The sequence below is a fragment of the Streptomyces tropicalis genome, assembly GCF_029269835.1.
Lineage (GTDB): Bacteria > Actinomycetota > Actinomycetes > Streptomycetales > Streptomycetaceae > Streptomyces > Streptomyces tropicalis.
The window spans coordinates 1-15867 of sequence record NZ_JARJBB010000033.1; the positions used below are offsets into that span (position 1 = coordinate 1).

The 15867-nt window shown below is 72.3% G+C and carries 14 protein-coding genes and 1 tRNA gene; 6 read left to right on the top strand and 9 right to left on the bottom strand.

Features of this window, described 5'->3' with window-relative positions:
- Positions 1-71 precede the first annotated feature (71 nt).
- The 4 genes from P3H78_RS30705 to P3H78_RS30720 all read right to left on the bottom strand — a co-directional run bounded on the left by P3H78_RS30705 (position 72) and on the right by P3H78_RS30720 (position 5778).
- Positions 72-1031 carry a D-2-hydroxyacid dehydrogenase family protein gene (locus P3H78_RS30705; RefSeq protein ID WP_276112458.1) on the bottom strand — a complete coding sequence of 320 codons (960 nt, stop codon included), beginning with the start codon at positions 1029-1031 and terminating at the stop codon, positions 72-74.
- Between the two features lie 96 nt (positions 1032-1127).
- Entirely contained in the window at positions 1128-2492 is a 1365-nt protein-coding gene (pdxR, locus tag P3H78_RS30710) for a MocR-like pyridoxine biosynthesis transcription factor PdxR (protein WP_276112459.1), read from the bottom strand.
- 119 nt (positions 2493-2611) lie between these two features.
- On the bottom strand, positions 2612-4072 hold the full coding sequence (locus P3H78_RS30715; protein ID WP_276112460.1) for an aminopeptidase P family protein: 1461 nt from the start codon (positions 4070-4072) through the stop codon (positions 2612-2614).
- Between the two features lie 158 nt (positions 4073-4230).
- Entirely contained in the window at positions 4231-5778 is a 1548-nt protein-coding gene (locus tag P3H78_RS30720) for a PP2C family protein-serine/threonine phosphatase (RefSeq protein ID WP_276112461.1), read from the bottom strand.
- Positions 5779-6295: 517 nt separating this feature from the next.
- Between P3H78_RS30720 and P3H78_RS30725 the strand changes: the two genes are divergently transcribed.
- Together P3H78_RS30725 and P3H78_RS30730 are read left to right on the top strand one after the other, a co-directional pair.
- Entirely contained in the window at positions 6296-6961 is a 666-nt protein-coding gene (locus tag P3H78_RS30725; protein ID WP_276112462.1) for a bifunctional DNA primase/polymerase, read from the top strand.
- 57 nt (positions 6962-7018) lie between these two features.
- Entirely contained in the window at positions 7019-7567 is a 549-nt protein-coding gene (locus tag P3H78_RS30730; protein ID WP_276112463.1) for a hypothetical protein, read from the top strand.
- A gap of 311 nt (positions 7568-7878) precedes the next feature.
- Here P3H78_RS30730 and P3H78_RS30735 read toward each other — a convergent pair whose 3' ends face one another.
- From P3H78_RS30735 to P3H78_RS30745, 3 genes are all read right to left on the bottom strand, one after another.
- Positions 7879-8844, bottom strand: coding sequence for a DUF5926 family protein (locus P3H78_RS30735; RefSeq protein ID WP_276112464.1), 966 nt, complete (start codon positions 8842-8844; stop codon positions 7879-7881).
- A 295-nt stretch (positions 8845-9139) separates the two neighbouring features.
- Entirely contained in the window at positions 9140-9778 is a 639-nt protein-coding gene (locus P3H78_RS30740) for an ATP-binding protein (RefSeq protein ID WP_276112465.1), read from the bottom strand.
- A 126-nt stretch (positions 9779-9904) separates the two neighbouring features.
- Entirely contained in the window at positions 9905-10735 is an 831-nt protein-coding gene (locus P3H78_RS30745; RefSeq protein ID WP_276112466.1) for a glycerophosphodiester phosphodiesterase, read from the bottom strand.
- Positions 10736-10994: 259 nt separating this feature from the next.
- Between P3H78_RS30745 and P3H78_RS30750 the strand changes: the two genes are divergently transcribed.
- Both P3H78_RS30750 and P3H78_RS30755 read left to right on the top strand, forming a co-directional pair.
- Positions 10995-12491, top strand: coding sequence for a S1C family serine protease (locus P3H78_RS30750; protein WP_276112467.1), 1497 nt, complete (start codon positions 10995-10997; stop codon positions 12489-12491).
- Positions 12492-12554: 63 nt separating this feature from the next.
- A tRNA-Ser gene (locus P3H78_RS30755) sits at positions 12555-12641 on the top strand.
- Positions 12642-13244: 603 nt separating this feature from the next.
- Here P3H78_RS30755 and P3H78_RS30760 read toward each other — a convergent pair.
- A complete protein-coding gene (locus tag P3H78_RS30760; protein WP_276112468.1) occupies positions 13245-13418 on the bottom strand; it encodes a CsbD family protein in 174 nt (57 codons plus the stop codon).
- Between the two features lie 136 nt (positions 13419-13554).
- Between P3H78_RS30760 and P3H78_RS30765 the strand changes: the two genes are divergently transcribed.
- Positions 13555-13725, top strand: a complete 171-nt coding sequence (locus P3H78_RS30765; RefSeq protein WP_276112469.1) for a hydrophobic protein — start codon at positions 13555-13557, stop codon at positions 13723-13725.
- Between the two features lie 590 nt (positions 13726-14315).
- Here the strand turns inward: P3H78_RS30765 and P3H78_RS30770 are convergent.
- Positions 14316-14519: a hypothetical protein gene (locus P3H78_RS30770; protein ID WP_276112470.1), complete on the bottom strand. Its 204-nt coding sequence runs from the start codon at positions 14517-14519 to the stop codon at positions 14316-14318.
- Positions 14520-15075: 556 nt separating this feature from the next.
- Between P3H78_RS30770 and P3H78_RS30780 the strand changes: the two genes are divergently transcribed.
- Positions 15076-15585, top strand: a complete 510-nt coding sequence (locus P3H78_RS30780; RefSeq protein WP_276112472.1) for a hypothetical protein — start codon at positions 15076-15078, stop codon at positions 15583-15585.
- Positions 15586-15867: the final 282 nt, after the last annotated feature.

Sequence of the window (15867 nt, forward strand, 5' to 3'; positions counted from 1 at the left end):
GCCCCCGCCGGCCGCCGCCCCGCCCCCGCCGGCCGCCGCCCCGCGTCCGCCCGCCGGCCCGCCGCCCGGTGTCAGCCCAGGACGCGGACGGGCCGCCCGTCGAGGTAGGCGGCGATGTCCTCGACGGCATCCCCGTAGTACGTGGCGTAGTTGGCCCGGGAGACGTAGCCGAGGTGGGGGGTGGCCAGCAGGCGGGGCGCCGTGCGCAGCGGGTGGTCGGCGGGCAGCGGCTCGACGTCGAAGACGTCCACGCCGGCCCCGGCGATGCGGCCCTCGTGCAGCGCGGCCAGCAGGGCGTCCTGGTCCACGAGGGCGGACCGCGAGGTGTTGATCAGGTACGCGGTCGGCCGGAGCAGGGCGAACTCGGCAGGGCCGAGCAGCCCGCGGGTCCGGTCGCCGAGCGCGAGGTGCACGGAGACGAAGTCGCTGCGGGCGAGCAGGTCCTCCTTGGAGGGGGCCAGTTCGACGCCGGCTTCGGCGGCGCGCTCCTGCGTCAGGTTCTGGCTCCAGGCGGCGACCTCCATGCCGAAGGCGAGCCCGACCCGGGCCACCCGGCTGCCGATCCGGCCGAGGCCGAGCAGGCCGAGCCGGCGGCCGTGCAGGTCGGCGCCCACGGTGGACTGCCAGGGCCCGCCGGAACGCAGCGCGTGGGACTCCCGGACGATGCCGCGGGCCAGGCCCAGCAGGAGCGCCCAGGTCAGCTCGGCCGGCGGGGTGGGGGAGCTGCCGGTGCCGCACACGGTCACCCCGTTGGCCGCAGCGGCCGCGTAGTCGATCGACGCGTTGCGCATGCCGGAGGCGACCAGGAGCTTGAGCCGGGGCAGGCGGTCCAGCAGCGGGGCCGGGAAGGGCACGCGCTCGCGCAGGGTGACCACGAAGTCGAAGTCGCGCAGGACCGCGACGAGTTCGTCCTCGGTGGCCATGTGCTCGGTGAAGGGGACGACCTCCACCCGGCCGCCGAGCCGCGACCAGTCGGCGGCGGTCCGGGCCGCGTCCTGGAAGTCGTCGAGCACGGCGCAGCGGAAGTGCATGGCAGGTCTCCCCCGGGGTTGTCGTCGGCGTCGGGCCCGATCCTCTCGTGTCCGGGGGTGGCCCGGGAGCCGGACCGGCACATGAGAAGGAACGTTTCACGAACCGTCGAGGACCTTCGCCAGCACCTCCAGCGCCTCCGGGTAGGCCCGCTCCCGCGGGGTCCCGTAGCCGATGACCAGACCCTGCGTCCGGTCCCCGGCCGGGCCGTGCCAGTGGTCGGCCAGCCGGCCCAGCGCGAGCCCCTCGGCCTCGGCGCGGGCCACCGCGGCGTCCTCGTCGGCGACGTCCACCAGCACGTGCAGCCCGGCCGCGATCCCGCGCACCCGCCGAGCGTCCAGCCGGTTCAGGAGCTGGTCCCGGCGCCGCCGGTAACGCAGCCGGCACGCGCGCACGTGCCGGTCGTAGGCGTGGCCGTCGATGAGTTCGGCGAGCGCCAGCTGGCCGATGCTCTCGGTGTGGTGGTCGCTGTGCAGCTTGGCGTCGGCCACCGCGTCGACCAGGTGCGGCGGCAGCACCATCCAGCCCAGCCGCAGCGCGGGCCCCAGCGTCTTCGAGGCGGTGCCCAGGTACGCCACCTGGCCCGGCGCCATTCCCTGGAGCGCGCCGACGGGCTGCCGGTCGTAGCGGAACTCCCCGTCGTAGTCGTCCTCGACGATGAGCCCTCCGCCCGAGCGTGCCCAGTCCGTGAGCGCCCGGCGCCGCTCGGGGTGCAGGGTCACCCCGGTCGGGTACTGGTGGGCGGGCGTGACCACCACGGCGCCCTCCCCGTCCAGGTCCTGGGCGCGGACGCCCCGCTCGTCGACCCGCACCGGCACCACCGTGCCGCCGTTGCGGCGGACCACCTCCCGGTGGAAGGGCAGCCCGGGGTCCTCCATGGCGACGGCGGTGCCGTCCAGCACCCGGGTCAGCAGCGCGAGGCCCTGCACGTACCCGGAGGTGACGACGATCCGCTCCGGCGGCGCGATCACCCCGCGGGCCCGTCCGAGGTAGCCCGAGAGCGCGGTGCGCAGCTCGATCCGGCCGCGCGGGTCGCCGTAGTCGTAGGCGAGGGAGGGCGCCGACGCGATGGCGCGGCGCAGCGCCCGCAGCCAGGCGGCGGCCGGGAACGCCCCGACGTCCGGGCTGCCGGGCCGCAGGTCGAAACGGGGCGCACGCGCGCGTGCCGCCGCCCCCGGCTCCTCCGCGCCGACGCTGGACAGCGCGGCGACCCGGGTGCCCGAGCCCTGCCGCGCCGTCAGGTACCCCTCCGCGACCAGCTGGTCGTACGCGGCCTTCGCGGTGCCGCGCGAGATGCCGAGCCCGGTCGCCAGCCGCCGGGTGGCCGGCAGCCGGTCCCCGGGCGCGAGCCGCCCGTCGCGGACGGCGTCCCGCAGCGCCTTCTCCAGGCCCGCGCGCCGGCCCGCGCCCGCGTCCGGCTCCAGATGCAGGTCCACCCCGACACCGGACCAGAAGTCGTCCACGATCCCCCCATGTGAAGACCGCGCCCCGGCCGGGACGCGGCGACCTGCGTGGTCAGCCACCGACTACCCGCAGACGAATGGCCGGGCACCTCCCCGGTGCCCGGCCATGCGGTGCGGCGTCAGCCCTTCAGCGCCGCCATCCAGCTCTCGACCTCGCCGGACGTCCGCGGCAGCGCCGCGGACAGGTTCCGGTTGCCGTCCTCGGTGACGAGCACGTCGTCCTCGATCCGGACGCCGATGCCCCGGTACTCCTCCGGCACCGTCAGGTCGTCGGCCTGGAAGTACAGGCCCGGCTCGACGGTGAGGACCATGCCCGGCTCCAGCGTGCCGTCCACGTACGTCTCGGTCCGCGCGGCGGCGCAGTCGTGGACGTCCAGGCCGAGCATGTGGCCGGTGCCGTGCAGCGTCCAGCGGCGCTGGAGGCCCAGCTCCAGGACCCGCTCGACGGGGCCCTCGACCAGGCCCCACTCGACCAGCTTCGCGGCGAGCACGCGCTGCGCCGCGTCGTGGAAGTCGCGGTACTTCGCACCCGGGCGGACCGCCGCGATGCCGGCCTCCTGGGCCTCGTACACGGCGTCGTAGATCTTCTTCTGGATCTCGCTGTAGCGGCCGTTCACCGGAAGCGTCCGGGTGATGTCGGCGGTGTAGAGGGAGTGCGTCTCCACGCCTGCGTCGAGCAGGAGCAGGTCGCCGGAGCGGACCGGGCCGTCGTTGCGCACCCAGTGCAGGGTGCAGGCGTGCGGGCCGGAGGCGGCGATGGTGCCGTAGCCGACGTCGTTGCCCTCCACGCGCGCGCGGAGGAAGAAGGTGCCCTCGACGTAGCGCTCGCTGGTCGCCTCGGCCTTGTCGAGGACCTTCACGACGTCCTCGAAGCCGCGCACGGTCGAGTCGACGGCCTTCTGCAGCTCCCCGACCTCGAACTCGTCCTTGACCAGGCGCATCTCGGAGAGGAAGACCCGCAGCTCCTCGTCCCGCTCGGCGGTGACCTTGTCGGTCAGCGCCGCCTCGATCCCGGCGTCGTGGCCGCGCACGACGCGGACCGGGCCGGCGGCCTCGCTCAGGGTGTCCGCCAGCTCGCGCACGTCCAGGGCGTCGATGCCGTAGCGGCGCCCGGCCTCGGCGAGGGAGTGGCGGCGGCCGACCCACAGCTCGCCCTGGCCGGACAGCCAGAACTCGCCGTTCTCGCGGTCGGAGCGGGGCAGGAGGTGGATCGTCTCCCGGTGGCCGTCGGCGGTGGGCTCCAGGACGAGGACGCCGTCCTCGGTCTGGTCGCCGGTGAGGTACGCGTACTCCACGGACGCGCGGAAGGCGTACTCGGTGTCGTTGGAGCGGGTCTTCAGGTTGCCCGCGGGGATCACCAGGCGCTCGCCGGGGAAGCGCGCCGAGAGCGCGGCGCGGCGGCGCGCGGTGTGCGCGGCCTGCTCGACGGGCTCCAGGTCGTGCAGCTCCGTGTCGGCCCAGCCGGACTGCATGTTCTCGGCGAGCTCGTCGGACACGCCCGGGTACAGGCCGTTCTTCCGCTGCTTGATCGGCTCTTCGGACTCGGTCTCCGGGGTCTCCGGGATGAGCTCGTCGGCCACGGTCTACCTCCTTGATACGGCACTGGACCGTCCCCCATCGTACGGTCGTGCCGCCGGAGCGCCCGGGCGCGTACGAGCCGGTCACGCAGGGCAGCGGCGCGGGCACGGGCGGCCGCGGCGGGCGCGGGCGCCGCGCACCGGGCGCGTGCCCGGGGCGCTCAGTCGAACCGGGCCGCCAGCAGGGCCACGTCCTCCGCGCCGTCCGTCGCGTCCAGGCCGTCCGGCAGGACCGTCCGCAGCACGTGGTCCGCGACGGCGCCGGGGTCCCTGCGCTGGGCCCGGGTGGCGCTCGCCGCGGCCGCGTGCAGCCGGGCGAAGGCCCGGTCGACCGTGTCGCCGGTGCGCTGGAGCAGCCCGTCGGTGTAGAGCAGAACCGTCTCTCCAGGTTCGGGTTCGAACTCCGCGCTCGGCGCCTCCCAGCAGGCCAGCATGCCCAGCGGCGCGGACACCGACGTCTCCACGAACTCGGTGCGCCGCTCGCCGACCAGCAGCGGCGGGCAGTGCCCCGCACCGGCCAGGGTGATCCTGCCGAGCGCGGGCTCGCAGTAGGCGAAGAGCGCGGTGGCGGAGCGGGCGGGCTCGGTGAGCCGCAGCAGCAGTTCGAGGTCGGACAGGACGGCGACGGGGTCCTCGCCCTCCATCACCGCGTACGCCCGCAGCGACGCCCGCAGCCGGCCCATCGCGGCGACCGCGCCGGGCCCCGAGCCGGTGACCGAGCCGACCGCGAGGCCGAGCGCGGCGTCCGGCAGGGGCAGCGCGTCGTACCAGTCGCCGCCGCCGCGCGGGCCGGTGCGGTGCCGGGCTGCGAGCTGCACGCCGGGCACCCGCGGCAGCCGGGACGGCAGCAGCTCCTCGGTCATGGCCGCCATGCACGCGCGTGTGCGCTCGACCTCCAGCAGCCGGGCCAGGTGCGCGGTGGCGTGGCGGACGTAGAGGCCGGCCAGGTGGCGCTGCCGCTCGCCCGGTTCGGCCGGCTCGTCGTAGAACCACACGGCCGCGCCGAGGCGGCCGGTGCCCTCCGCGGACAGGGACAGCGCGTAGCTCGCGGCGTAGCCGAGGCGGACGGCCACCTCGCGGTGTCGGGGGTCGAGGCCCTCCTCGGCGAACAGGTCCGGCCGTACGGCCTCGCCCGTGCCGCCCGGTAGGCCGGCCGCGGTGTCCAGCAGGGCCCCGTGCGGCAGCGCGGCGCGCGGGACGGTCTCGAGGTGGCCGAGGTCCGAGCGGAGCAGGCCCAGGCCGAGGGTGGTGCCGGGGCCGAGTCCGTCGTCGGGCTCCAGGGAGACGAGGCCGCGCCGGGCCCCCACGAGGGCGGCACCGGCGCGCAGGAGTTCCGTGAGGGCGGCGTCGAGACGGGCGGTCCGGGCCAGTCGCTCGGTGAGGTCGTGCAGGGTCGTCAGATCGGAGACCCAGCCGGCGAGCCGGTCCTGGAGCAGCATGCCGGCCGGGCCGGGCGGGTGGTCGGGGTCCGTGCCGTCGGAGGGGGCGGCCGCGGTGCTCCCCGTGGCGGCGGGCGCGGGGGCGACAGTGTGGGCGGGGGCCGGAACCGCTGAATCGATTCCGGCCACTTTCGATGGGTGAGGGGCGTTCATGGCGTCCGGCTTTCCAGCCGGTGCGTATTGCTCAAAAGCATCGCAAACCCCCATGTCATTCAGCGCCGCTGGCGGTGTCTCCACATGTACACGCACTCGTAAGGGGATGTCCAGCATTGTCCTGCCGGGATTCCTGGTGTCAGAGAGGGTCTCGTGCTCTTGCTCCGGACCCCTTGCGAAACAACGAAGTTGGCTGAAAACTGCCTCAGGGAACGGCCTATTGCGGTCGACTGGGTTTGCTCCACGGAGCGTCACAGCGGTCGTGATGGGTACGTACTCGGAGAAGGCCAGGGGCGGTGGGGGACCGTCCGGAACCTGGTGACGGACCCGGGCGTCCTAACCACCGACGACCGTGCCCCATCCTCCGTCGTGGAGGCGGAGAGCAGAACGCGCGACGGCAAAACGCCACGCTCCGCCACCCCACGCCACGCCACGCCCATGCTTCGGCCCGATGTAGGTATACGCAGTATGGACGGGGCTGCCGCGGACGCAGCCGATGCTCGGCCCAGAGGGGTACCCCGCGCCTGACGGCGGGGGTGTGATGCGCCAACAGGTACGCACAGTGAAGTGATCGACACATGACGTGATGTGACCCACGGTGTTGCCAGCGGTGCAACGGAAAGGACGAGCGCTCATGCGCGAGATCCCCGGAAGGCGACGCAGGCTCCTGTCCACGCGCGGCGACGCGAGGCCGGAGCAGCTCGGTGCGGCCCTGACCATCGCGACGGAATGGCAGTGGCCCGTGCTCCCGGGTGTGGCCCTGGACCCGCAGGGCCGCGGCCGCTGCGGCTGTCCCGACCCCGAGTGCACGGTGCCCGGGGCGCACCCCTTCGACCCCGGCCTCCTCACGGCCACCACCGACGCCCGCATGGTCCGCTGGTGGTGGACGAACCGGCCCACCGCGCCGATCGTCCTCGCGACCGGCGGCCGCGCCCCCTGCGCGGTGAGCCTGCCTGCGCTGCCGGCCGCCCGGGCCCTGGAGGCCCTGGACCGCGTCGGCATGCGCCTCGGCCCGGTCGTCGCCTCGCCCGACCGCTGGGCCGTGCTCGTGAAGCCCTACTCGATGGAGCAGTTGGGCGAGTTGCTCTACGCCAAGGACTTCGTGCCCGGCTCGCTGCGCTTCCACGGCGAGGGCGGCTATCTCGCCCTGCCGCCGTCCGAGACCGGCTCCGGGGCGATCCGCTGGGAGCGCGCCCCGCTGCCCGGCTCCGCCTCGCCCTGGGTGCCCGACGTCGAGGCCGTCGTGGACGCCGTGGTCGAGGCCCTCACCCGTACGGGTGTGAGCGCCCCCGAGTTGTAGGGGCGCCGGGCGCGCCGGAGGGGCTGCGGGGCGCGGATCGTCGTTATCTTCCGTTTTATGAACCTCCGTCTGCTGGCCCTCGCGGCCGTCGTGACGAGCGCCGTCGTGGTGCCGTTCGCCGTGGCGTCCGCGGGCCCCGTGGGCGACGACAGCCGCATCGCGGCACCGCCCGCCGAACACGCCCGGCCCCACGGCGGCGACGACAAGATTCCGTCCGCCGCGCCCTCCTCCTCGCCCCTGCTGCTCGGCCTCGGTCTCGCCACCGCGGCCCGCTGCGGCCCCGAACTCACCTCCCCCGACGGGATCGAGGCGCAGACCTGCGTGCTCACCCAGGGGGCGCAGACCTGGGCCCGCACCTACTACCGCAATGCCACCGGCGACGCCCTGGACGCCGCCCTGAGCCTCATGGGGCCCGGCAACCGCACGGTGCGGACCCACTGCGCCCTGGACGGGGGTGACGAGCCGGGGACCTGTGAGACGCCGCGGGAACGGACCCGGGGAGTGCCGACGGGGTACTCGGCCGTCACGGAGTTCGCGGCGTCCGGCGGGAAGGGGCCGCTGTTGCTGCGCGCCGGGAGCAGTACGTCCGGCGGCGCGGGCCACTGAGGCCGTCGGCGCCGAACACGGGTTGTGCAACCGGTCGTCGCACTCGGTGATCATCGACGCACATGGAAAGACCCGGTTGCTGGCGACGGGGGATGCACCAGCAACCGGGCTACTCGAACGGTAACAAGAGATCGGCGGTTCGCAAATTCGATCTCAGCTTTCCGGTCACCCCGTGGGCTGCCTTTCCGGACACCGACTCCCTTTACGAAAGGGGAAGTTGTGAGCGGAGTTGTCGGTTCCAGCAGCATTCTCGACTGACTGGCCGGTCAGCCGGGGCGGGCGGAACACCCGTCCCCGGCCGGCCCCGGAGGTCAGCTGAGCGTCACCTGCCGGTTGGTCAGACCCCCGCGGGCCCGGCGCTCCTCCGGGGTGAGCGGCGTGTCCGCGGCCAGCGCCTCGGCCAGTCGCTCGGCGAACTCGGCCGCCGGCTTCTCCACGTCCTGCGCGCCGAACCCGCTCGGCAGGTCCCAGACGGGGACCATCAGGCCGTGCGCCCGGAAGGACCCCACGAGGCGGGTGCCCTCGCCGAGGCCGGAGCGGCCCGCCGCGTGCAGCCGCGCCAGCGCGTCCAGCAGGTCCTCCTCCGGGTACGGCATCACCCAGCGCAGGTGGTTCTTCTCCGGCGTCTCGCACCAGTACGCGGCGTCCACGCTCTGCAGGCGCACGGTCGGGATGGCGGCGGCGTTGGCCCGCTCCAGGGAGGCGGCGACCTCCGGTGTCGTCTGCTCCGTGTCCGGCACCCAGAACTCGAAGCCCTCGTGCACCACCGGCTCGAAGGGCGCCTTCGCGTCCAGCAGGTCCTGCAGCCGCGGCCCGTCCGCCGGGGCGCGACGGCCCTGCACCGGCGTGCCGGGCTCGGCCTCGAGGGCCCGCTGGAGCGTGTCGGCGAGGTCGCGGCTGAGGTCGCCGGAGGACGTGTCGTTCTGCAGGCCGATCAGGACCGAGCCGTCGTCGCGGCGCAGCGCGGGCCAGGCCATCGGCAGCACCGTGGCCAGCGTGACCGACGGCACGTCCTCGGGGAGCGCCTGCGCGAGCGTCAGCTCGACCGTGGCGGCGGGGACCAGCTCGCGCATCGCCACCCAGTCGCCCTCGCCGGGCAGCCCCTCGAAGGGGCGGTGCACCAGCTCGGTCGCCGCGTGCGAGGCGGCCCGGCCGTGGCACGCCTTGTAACGGCGGCCGCTGCCGCACGGGCACGGCTCGCGGGCGCCGACGACCGGGATCTCCCCGTCCGTGAGCTGCGGGCGCTTGGCCTTCGTCTGGGGTCGCTTCTTGGCCATCTGGGTGTCTCCCGGTTACGGCTCGTCTCGTACGGCGGGAGCCTAGCCGTTCGCGCCGCGACTGACGGGACCCTGTGGACAACGCTCCGTAGCGTTCGACTCCACCGGCGCACAGGGGGGCCGGCCCGCTCCCGCCGGCCCGGCGGGAGCGGGCGCGGGACGCGGCCGAACGCGGCCGCAACGGCAGGCCGGAGCCGGAGCCGGAGGGCCAGGAGTCGAGCCGGTGGCGGCGGCACGCAGGGGCGCGCCCCGCCCCGGCCGCCTCCGCGCGGTCCGGTCGGTCCGGTCGGTCCGGTCAGTCCAGGTCGTCGAAGGCCTCGATGAAGCCCGGCTCCGTGAGCACCGGCACCGCCGCGGCGGTGACGCGCGTAGCGAAGTCGGTGCGGCGGTGCCCCGCCTCGGGGCCGCACAGGTCCGCCTGGACCACGACCCAGACGGTGACCTCGCCGCGGACGTCGTCGCGCACGCCCCAGTCGTCGGCGAGCGCGGTGATGATGTTCAGTCCGCGGCCGCCGTGCGCGGTGACCGACGGGGTGGCCGGGGTCGGTCGGGTCGGGCCGCCGCCGTCCGTCACCTCGACGACCAGGCGTCCGCCCGTGTCCACGCGCCATGCGGCACGGACGTCGCCGTCGCCGGCCTGGGCACCGTCCAGGGGCCGGCCGTGTTTGCACGCATTGCTGAGCAGTTCGGAAAGGATCAGTACGGCATCGTCGATGACCGATTCCGTCACGCCACCCCTGCACAACTGATCGCGCATCCGGTGTCGCGCCGTCCCCACGCCCGCAGGGCCATGGGGAACGACCATGCTCGACGACGTGGGCACCTCCTGTGCCACCACCAACGCCACCCCCGAGACCTCCTTCGCCCCACGCCACGGTGTGGATGCCCCATCGGCCTGAACCGGAAACCGGCCGGTCACGGTCCGGCGACGCATTCGTCGGGCTCGAACGCGCAACGAACGCGCCGGGGCACTCCCTGTCACCGTCTGGCTGGAATGCGGCGGTGTGGCCGGTTCCGGAGGATGCTGCAGCCGGACCCGGGGGCCAAGGGGTGCGACGGATCAGCGGCCGAGTTGCCGCAGGACCGCGAGCGGACGGTTGGTGATGATGGCGTCGACGCCCAGGTCGAGGCAGAGGTCGACGTCCTCGGGCTCGTTCACCGTCCATACGTGCACCCGGTGCCCGGCCTGCTTCAGGCGCTCGATGTAGCCCGGATGGTTGCGGACGATCCGGATGGAGGGCCCGGCGATCCGGACGCCCGCCGGCAGCCGTCCGTCCCGCAGCCGGGGGGAGACGAACTGCATCAGGTAGACGGCCGGCAGTGCGGGGGAGGCGGCCCGCACCCGGTGCAGCGAGCGCGCCGAGAAGCTCATGATCCGCACCGGGGAGTCGGCCGCGGTGGCCGGGGCGTCCAGGCCGAAGCGCTTCAGGAGCAGCAGCAGTCGCTCCTCGACCTGGCCCGCCCACCGGGTCGGGTGCTTGGTCTCGATCGCCAGTTCCACCCGCCGCCCGGCGTCGGCGACCAGTTCGAGCAGCCGCTCCAGGGTGAGCACCGCGGTCTCCTGGGGGTCCTCGGGGCGGACCACCCAGTCCGGCTCCTCCTCGCGTCCGCGCCGGGAGGGCCGGCTCCGCCAGGTGCCGAAGTCCAGGGTGGCCAGGTCCGCGAGCTCCAGGGCGGAGACCGCTCCGCGACCGTTGGACGTACGGTTGACGCGGCGGTCGTGCACGCAGACGAGATGGCCGTCCGCGGTCAGCCGTACGTCGCACTCGAGGGCGTCCGCGCCGTCCTCGATGGCCTTCCGGTAGGCGGCCAGCGTGTGCTCCGGGGCGTCCTCGGAGGCTCCGCGATGGGCGACGACTTGAATGGCATGCTGCTGCCGTACGTGGGTCACCGCGTCATGGTGCCACCGCGACGGATACACGTGACGGCGATCGGGCGTCGATAATGTGTATTTCTGATGTGAGATGCCCTATATAAGGAATGACTGCGGACCCACAGCCACCGCTTATGGTGCTCTGACGGCTCGTGGGAAAAGCTGAAGACATACACAGGACCATGCACAGCTGAAGCGCGCCGGAGCCGTCGGCAAGCGTGGCCGGGCGTGACCGAGTGAGACCGACAACAGCAGCCATGGATCGAGGAGAAAAGCTGTGAGCACCGAGAACGAGGGCACTGCGGTACCGCCCGCCCCGTCCGCACCTCCCGTGCCGGTGGAATCTCCCGCAGCTTCCCCGCAGCCGCCCGGCCCGCAGGGCGGCGCTCCCACGCCCCCGCCGCCGAGCACGCCTCCGCAGATGCCCGGCGCCGCCCCGGAGCCCGCTGCCGCGCACACGGGCCCGCCCGCCGGACACGCCTCGGCGGGCTCGCCGGAAGGTGCCGGCGCACCCGGAGCACACGGCCCCGGTGCGCCCACCCACGGCTCCTGGCCTCCCCCGCCGCCCACCACCCCGGCCTACGGGGACGGCGGCGGCTCGGGCGCCGGCTGGGGCTCCTCGTACCAGCCGCCCGCGCCGAATCCCGGCGGCCGGCGCGGCGGGATGGTCGCCGCCGTCCTGGTGGCCGCACTGGTGGCCGGCGGCATCGGCGGCGGCATCGGCTACACCCTGGCGAGGAACGGCGACAACGGCGGCTCCACCACCGTCTCCGCCTCCGACTCCGGCGCCGCGCAGGTCAAGCGCGACCCGAACTCGATCGCCGGCGTGGCCACGCGGGCGCTGCCCAGCACCGTCACCATCGAGGCGGAGGGCACCAGCGGCCAGGGCGGCACCGGCACCGGCTTCGTCTTCGACACCCAGGGCCACATCGTCACCAACAACCACGTGGTGGCCGACGCGGTCGACGGCGGCAAGCTGACCGCCACCTTCCCGAACGGCAAGAAGTACGACGCCGAGATCGTCGGCCACGCGCAGGGCTACGACGTCGCCGTCATCAAGCTGAAGAACGCGCCGAACGACCTGAAGCCCCTCGCCCTCGGCAACTCCGACCAGGTGGCCGTCGGCGACGAGACCATCGCCATCGGCGCCCCCTTCGGCCTGTCGAACACGGTGACGACGGGCATCATCAGCGCCAAGAACCGGCCCGTCGCCTCCAGCGACGGCAGCCAGGACAGCAAGGCGTCCTACATGAGCGCCCTGCAGACGGACGCCTCGATCAACCCGGGCAACTCCGGCGGACCCCTCCTGGACGCACGTGGCGCGGTCATCGGCATCAACTCCGCGATCCAGTCGTCCAGCAGCGGCGGCCTCGGTGGCTCCGGCCAGTCCGGCTCGATCGGCCTCGGCTTCGCCATCCCGATCAACCAGGCCGCGTACGTCGCCAAGCAGCTGATCAAGACCGGCAAGCCGGTCTACGCGAGGATCGGTGCGTCCGTCTCCCTCGACGACAGTACGAACGGCGCCAAGATCACCGACCAGGGCGTGGGCGGCGCCTCCGCCGTGGAGGCGGGCGGCCCCGCCGCCAAGGCAGGCCTCAAGCCCGGTGACGTGATCACCCGGCTCGACGACCACGTGATCGACTCCGGCCCCACCCTGATCGGCCAGATCTGGACCCACAAGCCCGGCGACAAGGTCACGATCACCTACCAGCGCGACGGCAAGGAGCACATGGTCGACGTGACCCTGGGCGCCCGCGTCGGCGACAGCAGCTGACCCCACCCCCCGTACGCCGACCGGCTAGTCTTGTCCCCGCGCCGCCGATCACGGCCGGCGCGGGGAGGCGTGCCCGAGCGGCCGAAGGGAACGGTCTTGAAAACCGTCGTGGCAGCGATGTCACCGTGGGTTCAAATCCCACCGCCTCCGCTTGCTGAGCAGTGAGTACGGCCCCTGACCAGGGAGACTTGGTCAGGGGCCGTACTCATGGACGGCTACTGTGGCTTCCCGCTGTTCCCCGCGGTTCCCCGCCCGTTCTGGCACGCATATGGCACGGACGCCTCCTGATCCGTCGCTCTACGTGGATCGGCCGGCGAGGGCTGTACTGGTTGCGCCGCGTCCGCAGTTTCTCCGGGCCCCGTACCGACCCCGTCACCGGCTTTCGAGCAGGGGCAGACCTGTCACGGGATGAGCGAGTCTGCCCCTGCACGCCGGCGCCCGCCGGCCTCCCCCCGGAGTGCAGGCGCCTGAACCCCGCCCGGGGCTCATCAGGCCCAGCGTCGGGTGGGACTGGAATGTCACAGGTGACGGTCGGTGGATGCAAGATCAACACCGCCGCGAATCAGAGCCCTTGCCCTTCGTGAGTCAGTCGCGAATTGCACGCATCTCCCGCAGGGAGATGCCGAACGCCTCCTGATCCGTAGCTCATGCATCGGAGAGGGGAGAACACGTCGGTTGTAGAGCAGTGAGGCAACGACAGTAGGAGCCTCCCTTAAAGGGCGGCTCCTACTGAGCTGGGGGAGCTGAGTGGCGTCAGTGCTTGAAAGCGTCCTTGGCCTTCTCCTTGGCCTCTCGGGCGTCACCCGTGCTCTTGTCGACCTGCCCCTCGGCCTGCAGGCGCTCGTTCCCCACGGCGCCGCCCAGGGCCTCCTTGGTCTTTCCCTCGGCCTGCTCGGTCTTCGCCTTGGCCTTCTCGCCTGCAGTCATTGAAGGGGCCTCCCAGAGTGTCGATGGCGCTTTCGCGGTAGCCACCTGGTGCCCTCCCTTCCCCTTCACAAACAGGCGGCGATTGGGGAATGTGAAACACGGGGCGGGGAAGACACGTCGTCAGGAGGTAATAACTATGGTTCCCCTGCTTCTTGTCCTGCTTCTCGCGCTGATCCTTTTCGGCGCCGGCTTCGCCGTCAAGGTCCTGTGGTGGGTCGCTGTCGCCGTCCTGGTGCTGTGGCTGCTCGGCTTCGTCATGCGCTCCACGACCGCCGGTGGCGGCCGCGGGCGCTGGTACCGATGGTGACCTGACGCATCGTCATATGTGTGTGGTGGGGCCCACCCGAACCCGCGGGGCCCCACCACACATTTCTGGGACGGTACGCAGACCACTCCGCGCGAAGGCCTCCATAAGGGAAATGCGGGTAATCGGGTTGGAGTCGGGGGCGGAGCGGGCCCGCGCGAGGGAACCTGCGCGACCTCCTGCCACGTCCCCGCCCCCGACCCTCTGCACCGGCCGCACGGGAGCGGGCTGCTGGAAGCAGGCGATGACGTCCTTGCCACGCGAATGGGCACCTGCGCCGGCACCCGAAGCACCGGCTCTGAGCGGGGGAAGCGCCGTTGCTGACTGTCGCCATCCGTCGTCGTCGAGCACCCCCGCACGGCCCAGAGGCGGCCCGAGCGGAGGTGTCGTGGGTTGCCCCTCGATGCGAACTGTGGGCGGGACGGTCGTTGAGGTCTCGTGAGAACGTCAGCCGGTCGCCGGCGGCCGGCGGGGGTCAGCCGGAGGTGCGGAGGTTGCTGCACTCCGCTGCTGTACTGTCTCGCCACCGCTGCGGGACGGGTCAGTCGACGAAGATCCGGTAGCGGCAGACCGCGGCCCGCATTTGGTCGTGATCACATGCCCTTTTGACTCCTACGCCATATGGCGAAAATCAGCCACATCAGGAAAATGATCGCTACGCCTATCCAGGCCCTAGTGAAGCCGGTAGCGGCGGCTACGATCCCAAGAATCAAGCCGATGATCAGCAGAACCGTAGCAAATTGGAAGTAGCGGCGGATCGCCGCTTTCTGCCCTAGGTTTGGTTCGAGCTCTGGCATATGCTCCCCCACCGGTGCTCAGCCAGGCTCGACTCGCACCGGTTGCCCCGGCGGCGGTCGTCGTAGGAGTGGCTGTACGTCTTGCCACCCCGGTTGGTTGCGGCCGTGATGAGCCGGTTGGCCGCGTCGTAGCTGTAGGTGCTCGTTTTACCCCTCGTGTTGTCTTCACTCCACGCTGCAGGCGACGTCTCGGCTCGATGGGCGGACTGTACCGCTGTCACGTCGTACCTGGGATGACACACCGAGAGAGAACGACCCATAAGGCCAGCTAGCGAGCGTCGGTCGGCAGTGAGGGTGACGCCCGTACGGGGCCGAGGCTTTGAGACCCAACCTCATCCTTATCAGGTCGATCACGGGGCCTCGGTGACGATGGTCAACAGGCCGTGCTCCTGGGCTGACCATCCGCTGGGGTCCGACCCAACCGCTGCTGTTCGGGGCTGTTTGTGTCAGGCGTTGGTGTCAGCCACAGTGGGCGGGCTTGACAGGTTTGCCGGGGGTGCGGCCGTGGACGGCTACCTCATCTCCGGCTGTCGGTGCTGCATGGCACTGTGCCGCCATGACGACAACGACAGAGCTCACCCTCTTCGCCGACTACTTCCAAATACGCGTATCCGATGCGGATTCAGACGGTGACCTAAGCGACGCGTGGACTGACCAGGCCGTTGCGGATCACCTCGCGGTTGCATCGGATGCGCTGGGCATCGGCACGTCGGTCAATGTCAACGTATCCGTTACTGTCGTCGTCCTGCCTCAGGAGCCGAGTGATGACAGCTCGGAATTCGATCACGTCGTTGAGGCCAGCCTCGATGTGTCATTGGGCCGCCTGATGATTCTGGGCTGCACTGACTACGCCCCCGATGCGGCAACGTTCGATGTCCCGAGAGGCTGGAACCGCGTCCGCGTGTCCCGGAGCAACTTGGCTCGGGCAGCGCAGGCCGACGTCTACTCTGACGAGAGCCCCGAGACCACTGAGAAGATCCGTATCCAGGTGTGGGCGGCCCCGGAGCGTCCAGCAAAGATCATCAAGCGGTGGTCTTTGACCCCGCTGTCTGCGCCGCTGGCCTGACCGCCGTGACCCGGCACGACCTTCGGGCCTCACATGGCAAAACCGTCGTGGCAGCGATGTCACCGTGGGTTCAAATCCCACCGCCTCCGCGCAGGTCATAGACAGTGCGGGTCAGAAGGGGTGCCCCTCCGGCGAGGGGCACCCCTTCTGCGTTCATCCTGTCTCACCTTGCGTCGCTCTGATCCCACCTTTGACCAGCGCGCGCGGCCGACCTGCGGCCAGGATTCACGGCCTCTCGGCGTCACTTGCAGGAACCGGTGCGGCCGCTGCTGTCGGCGGAGG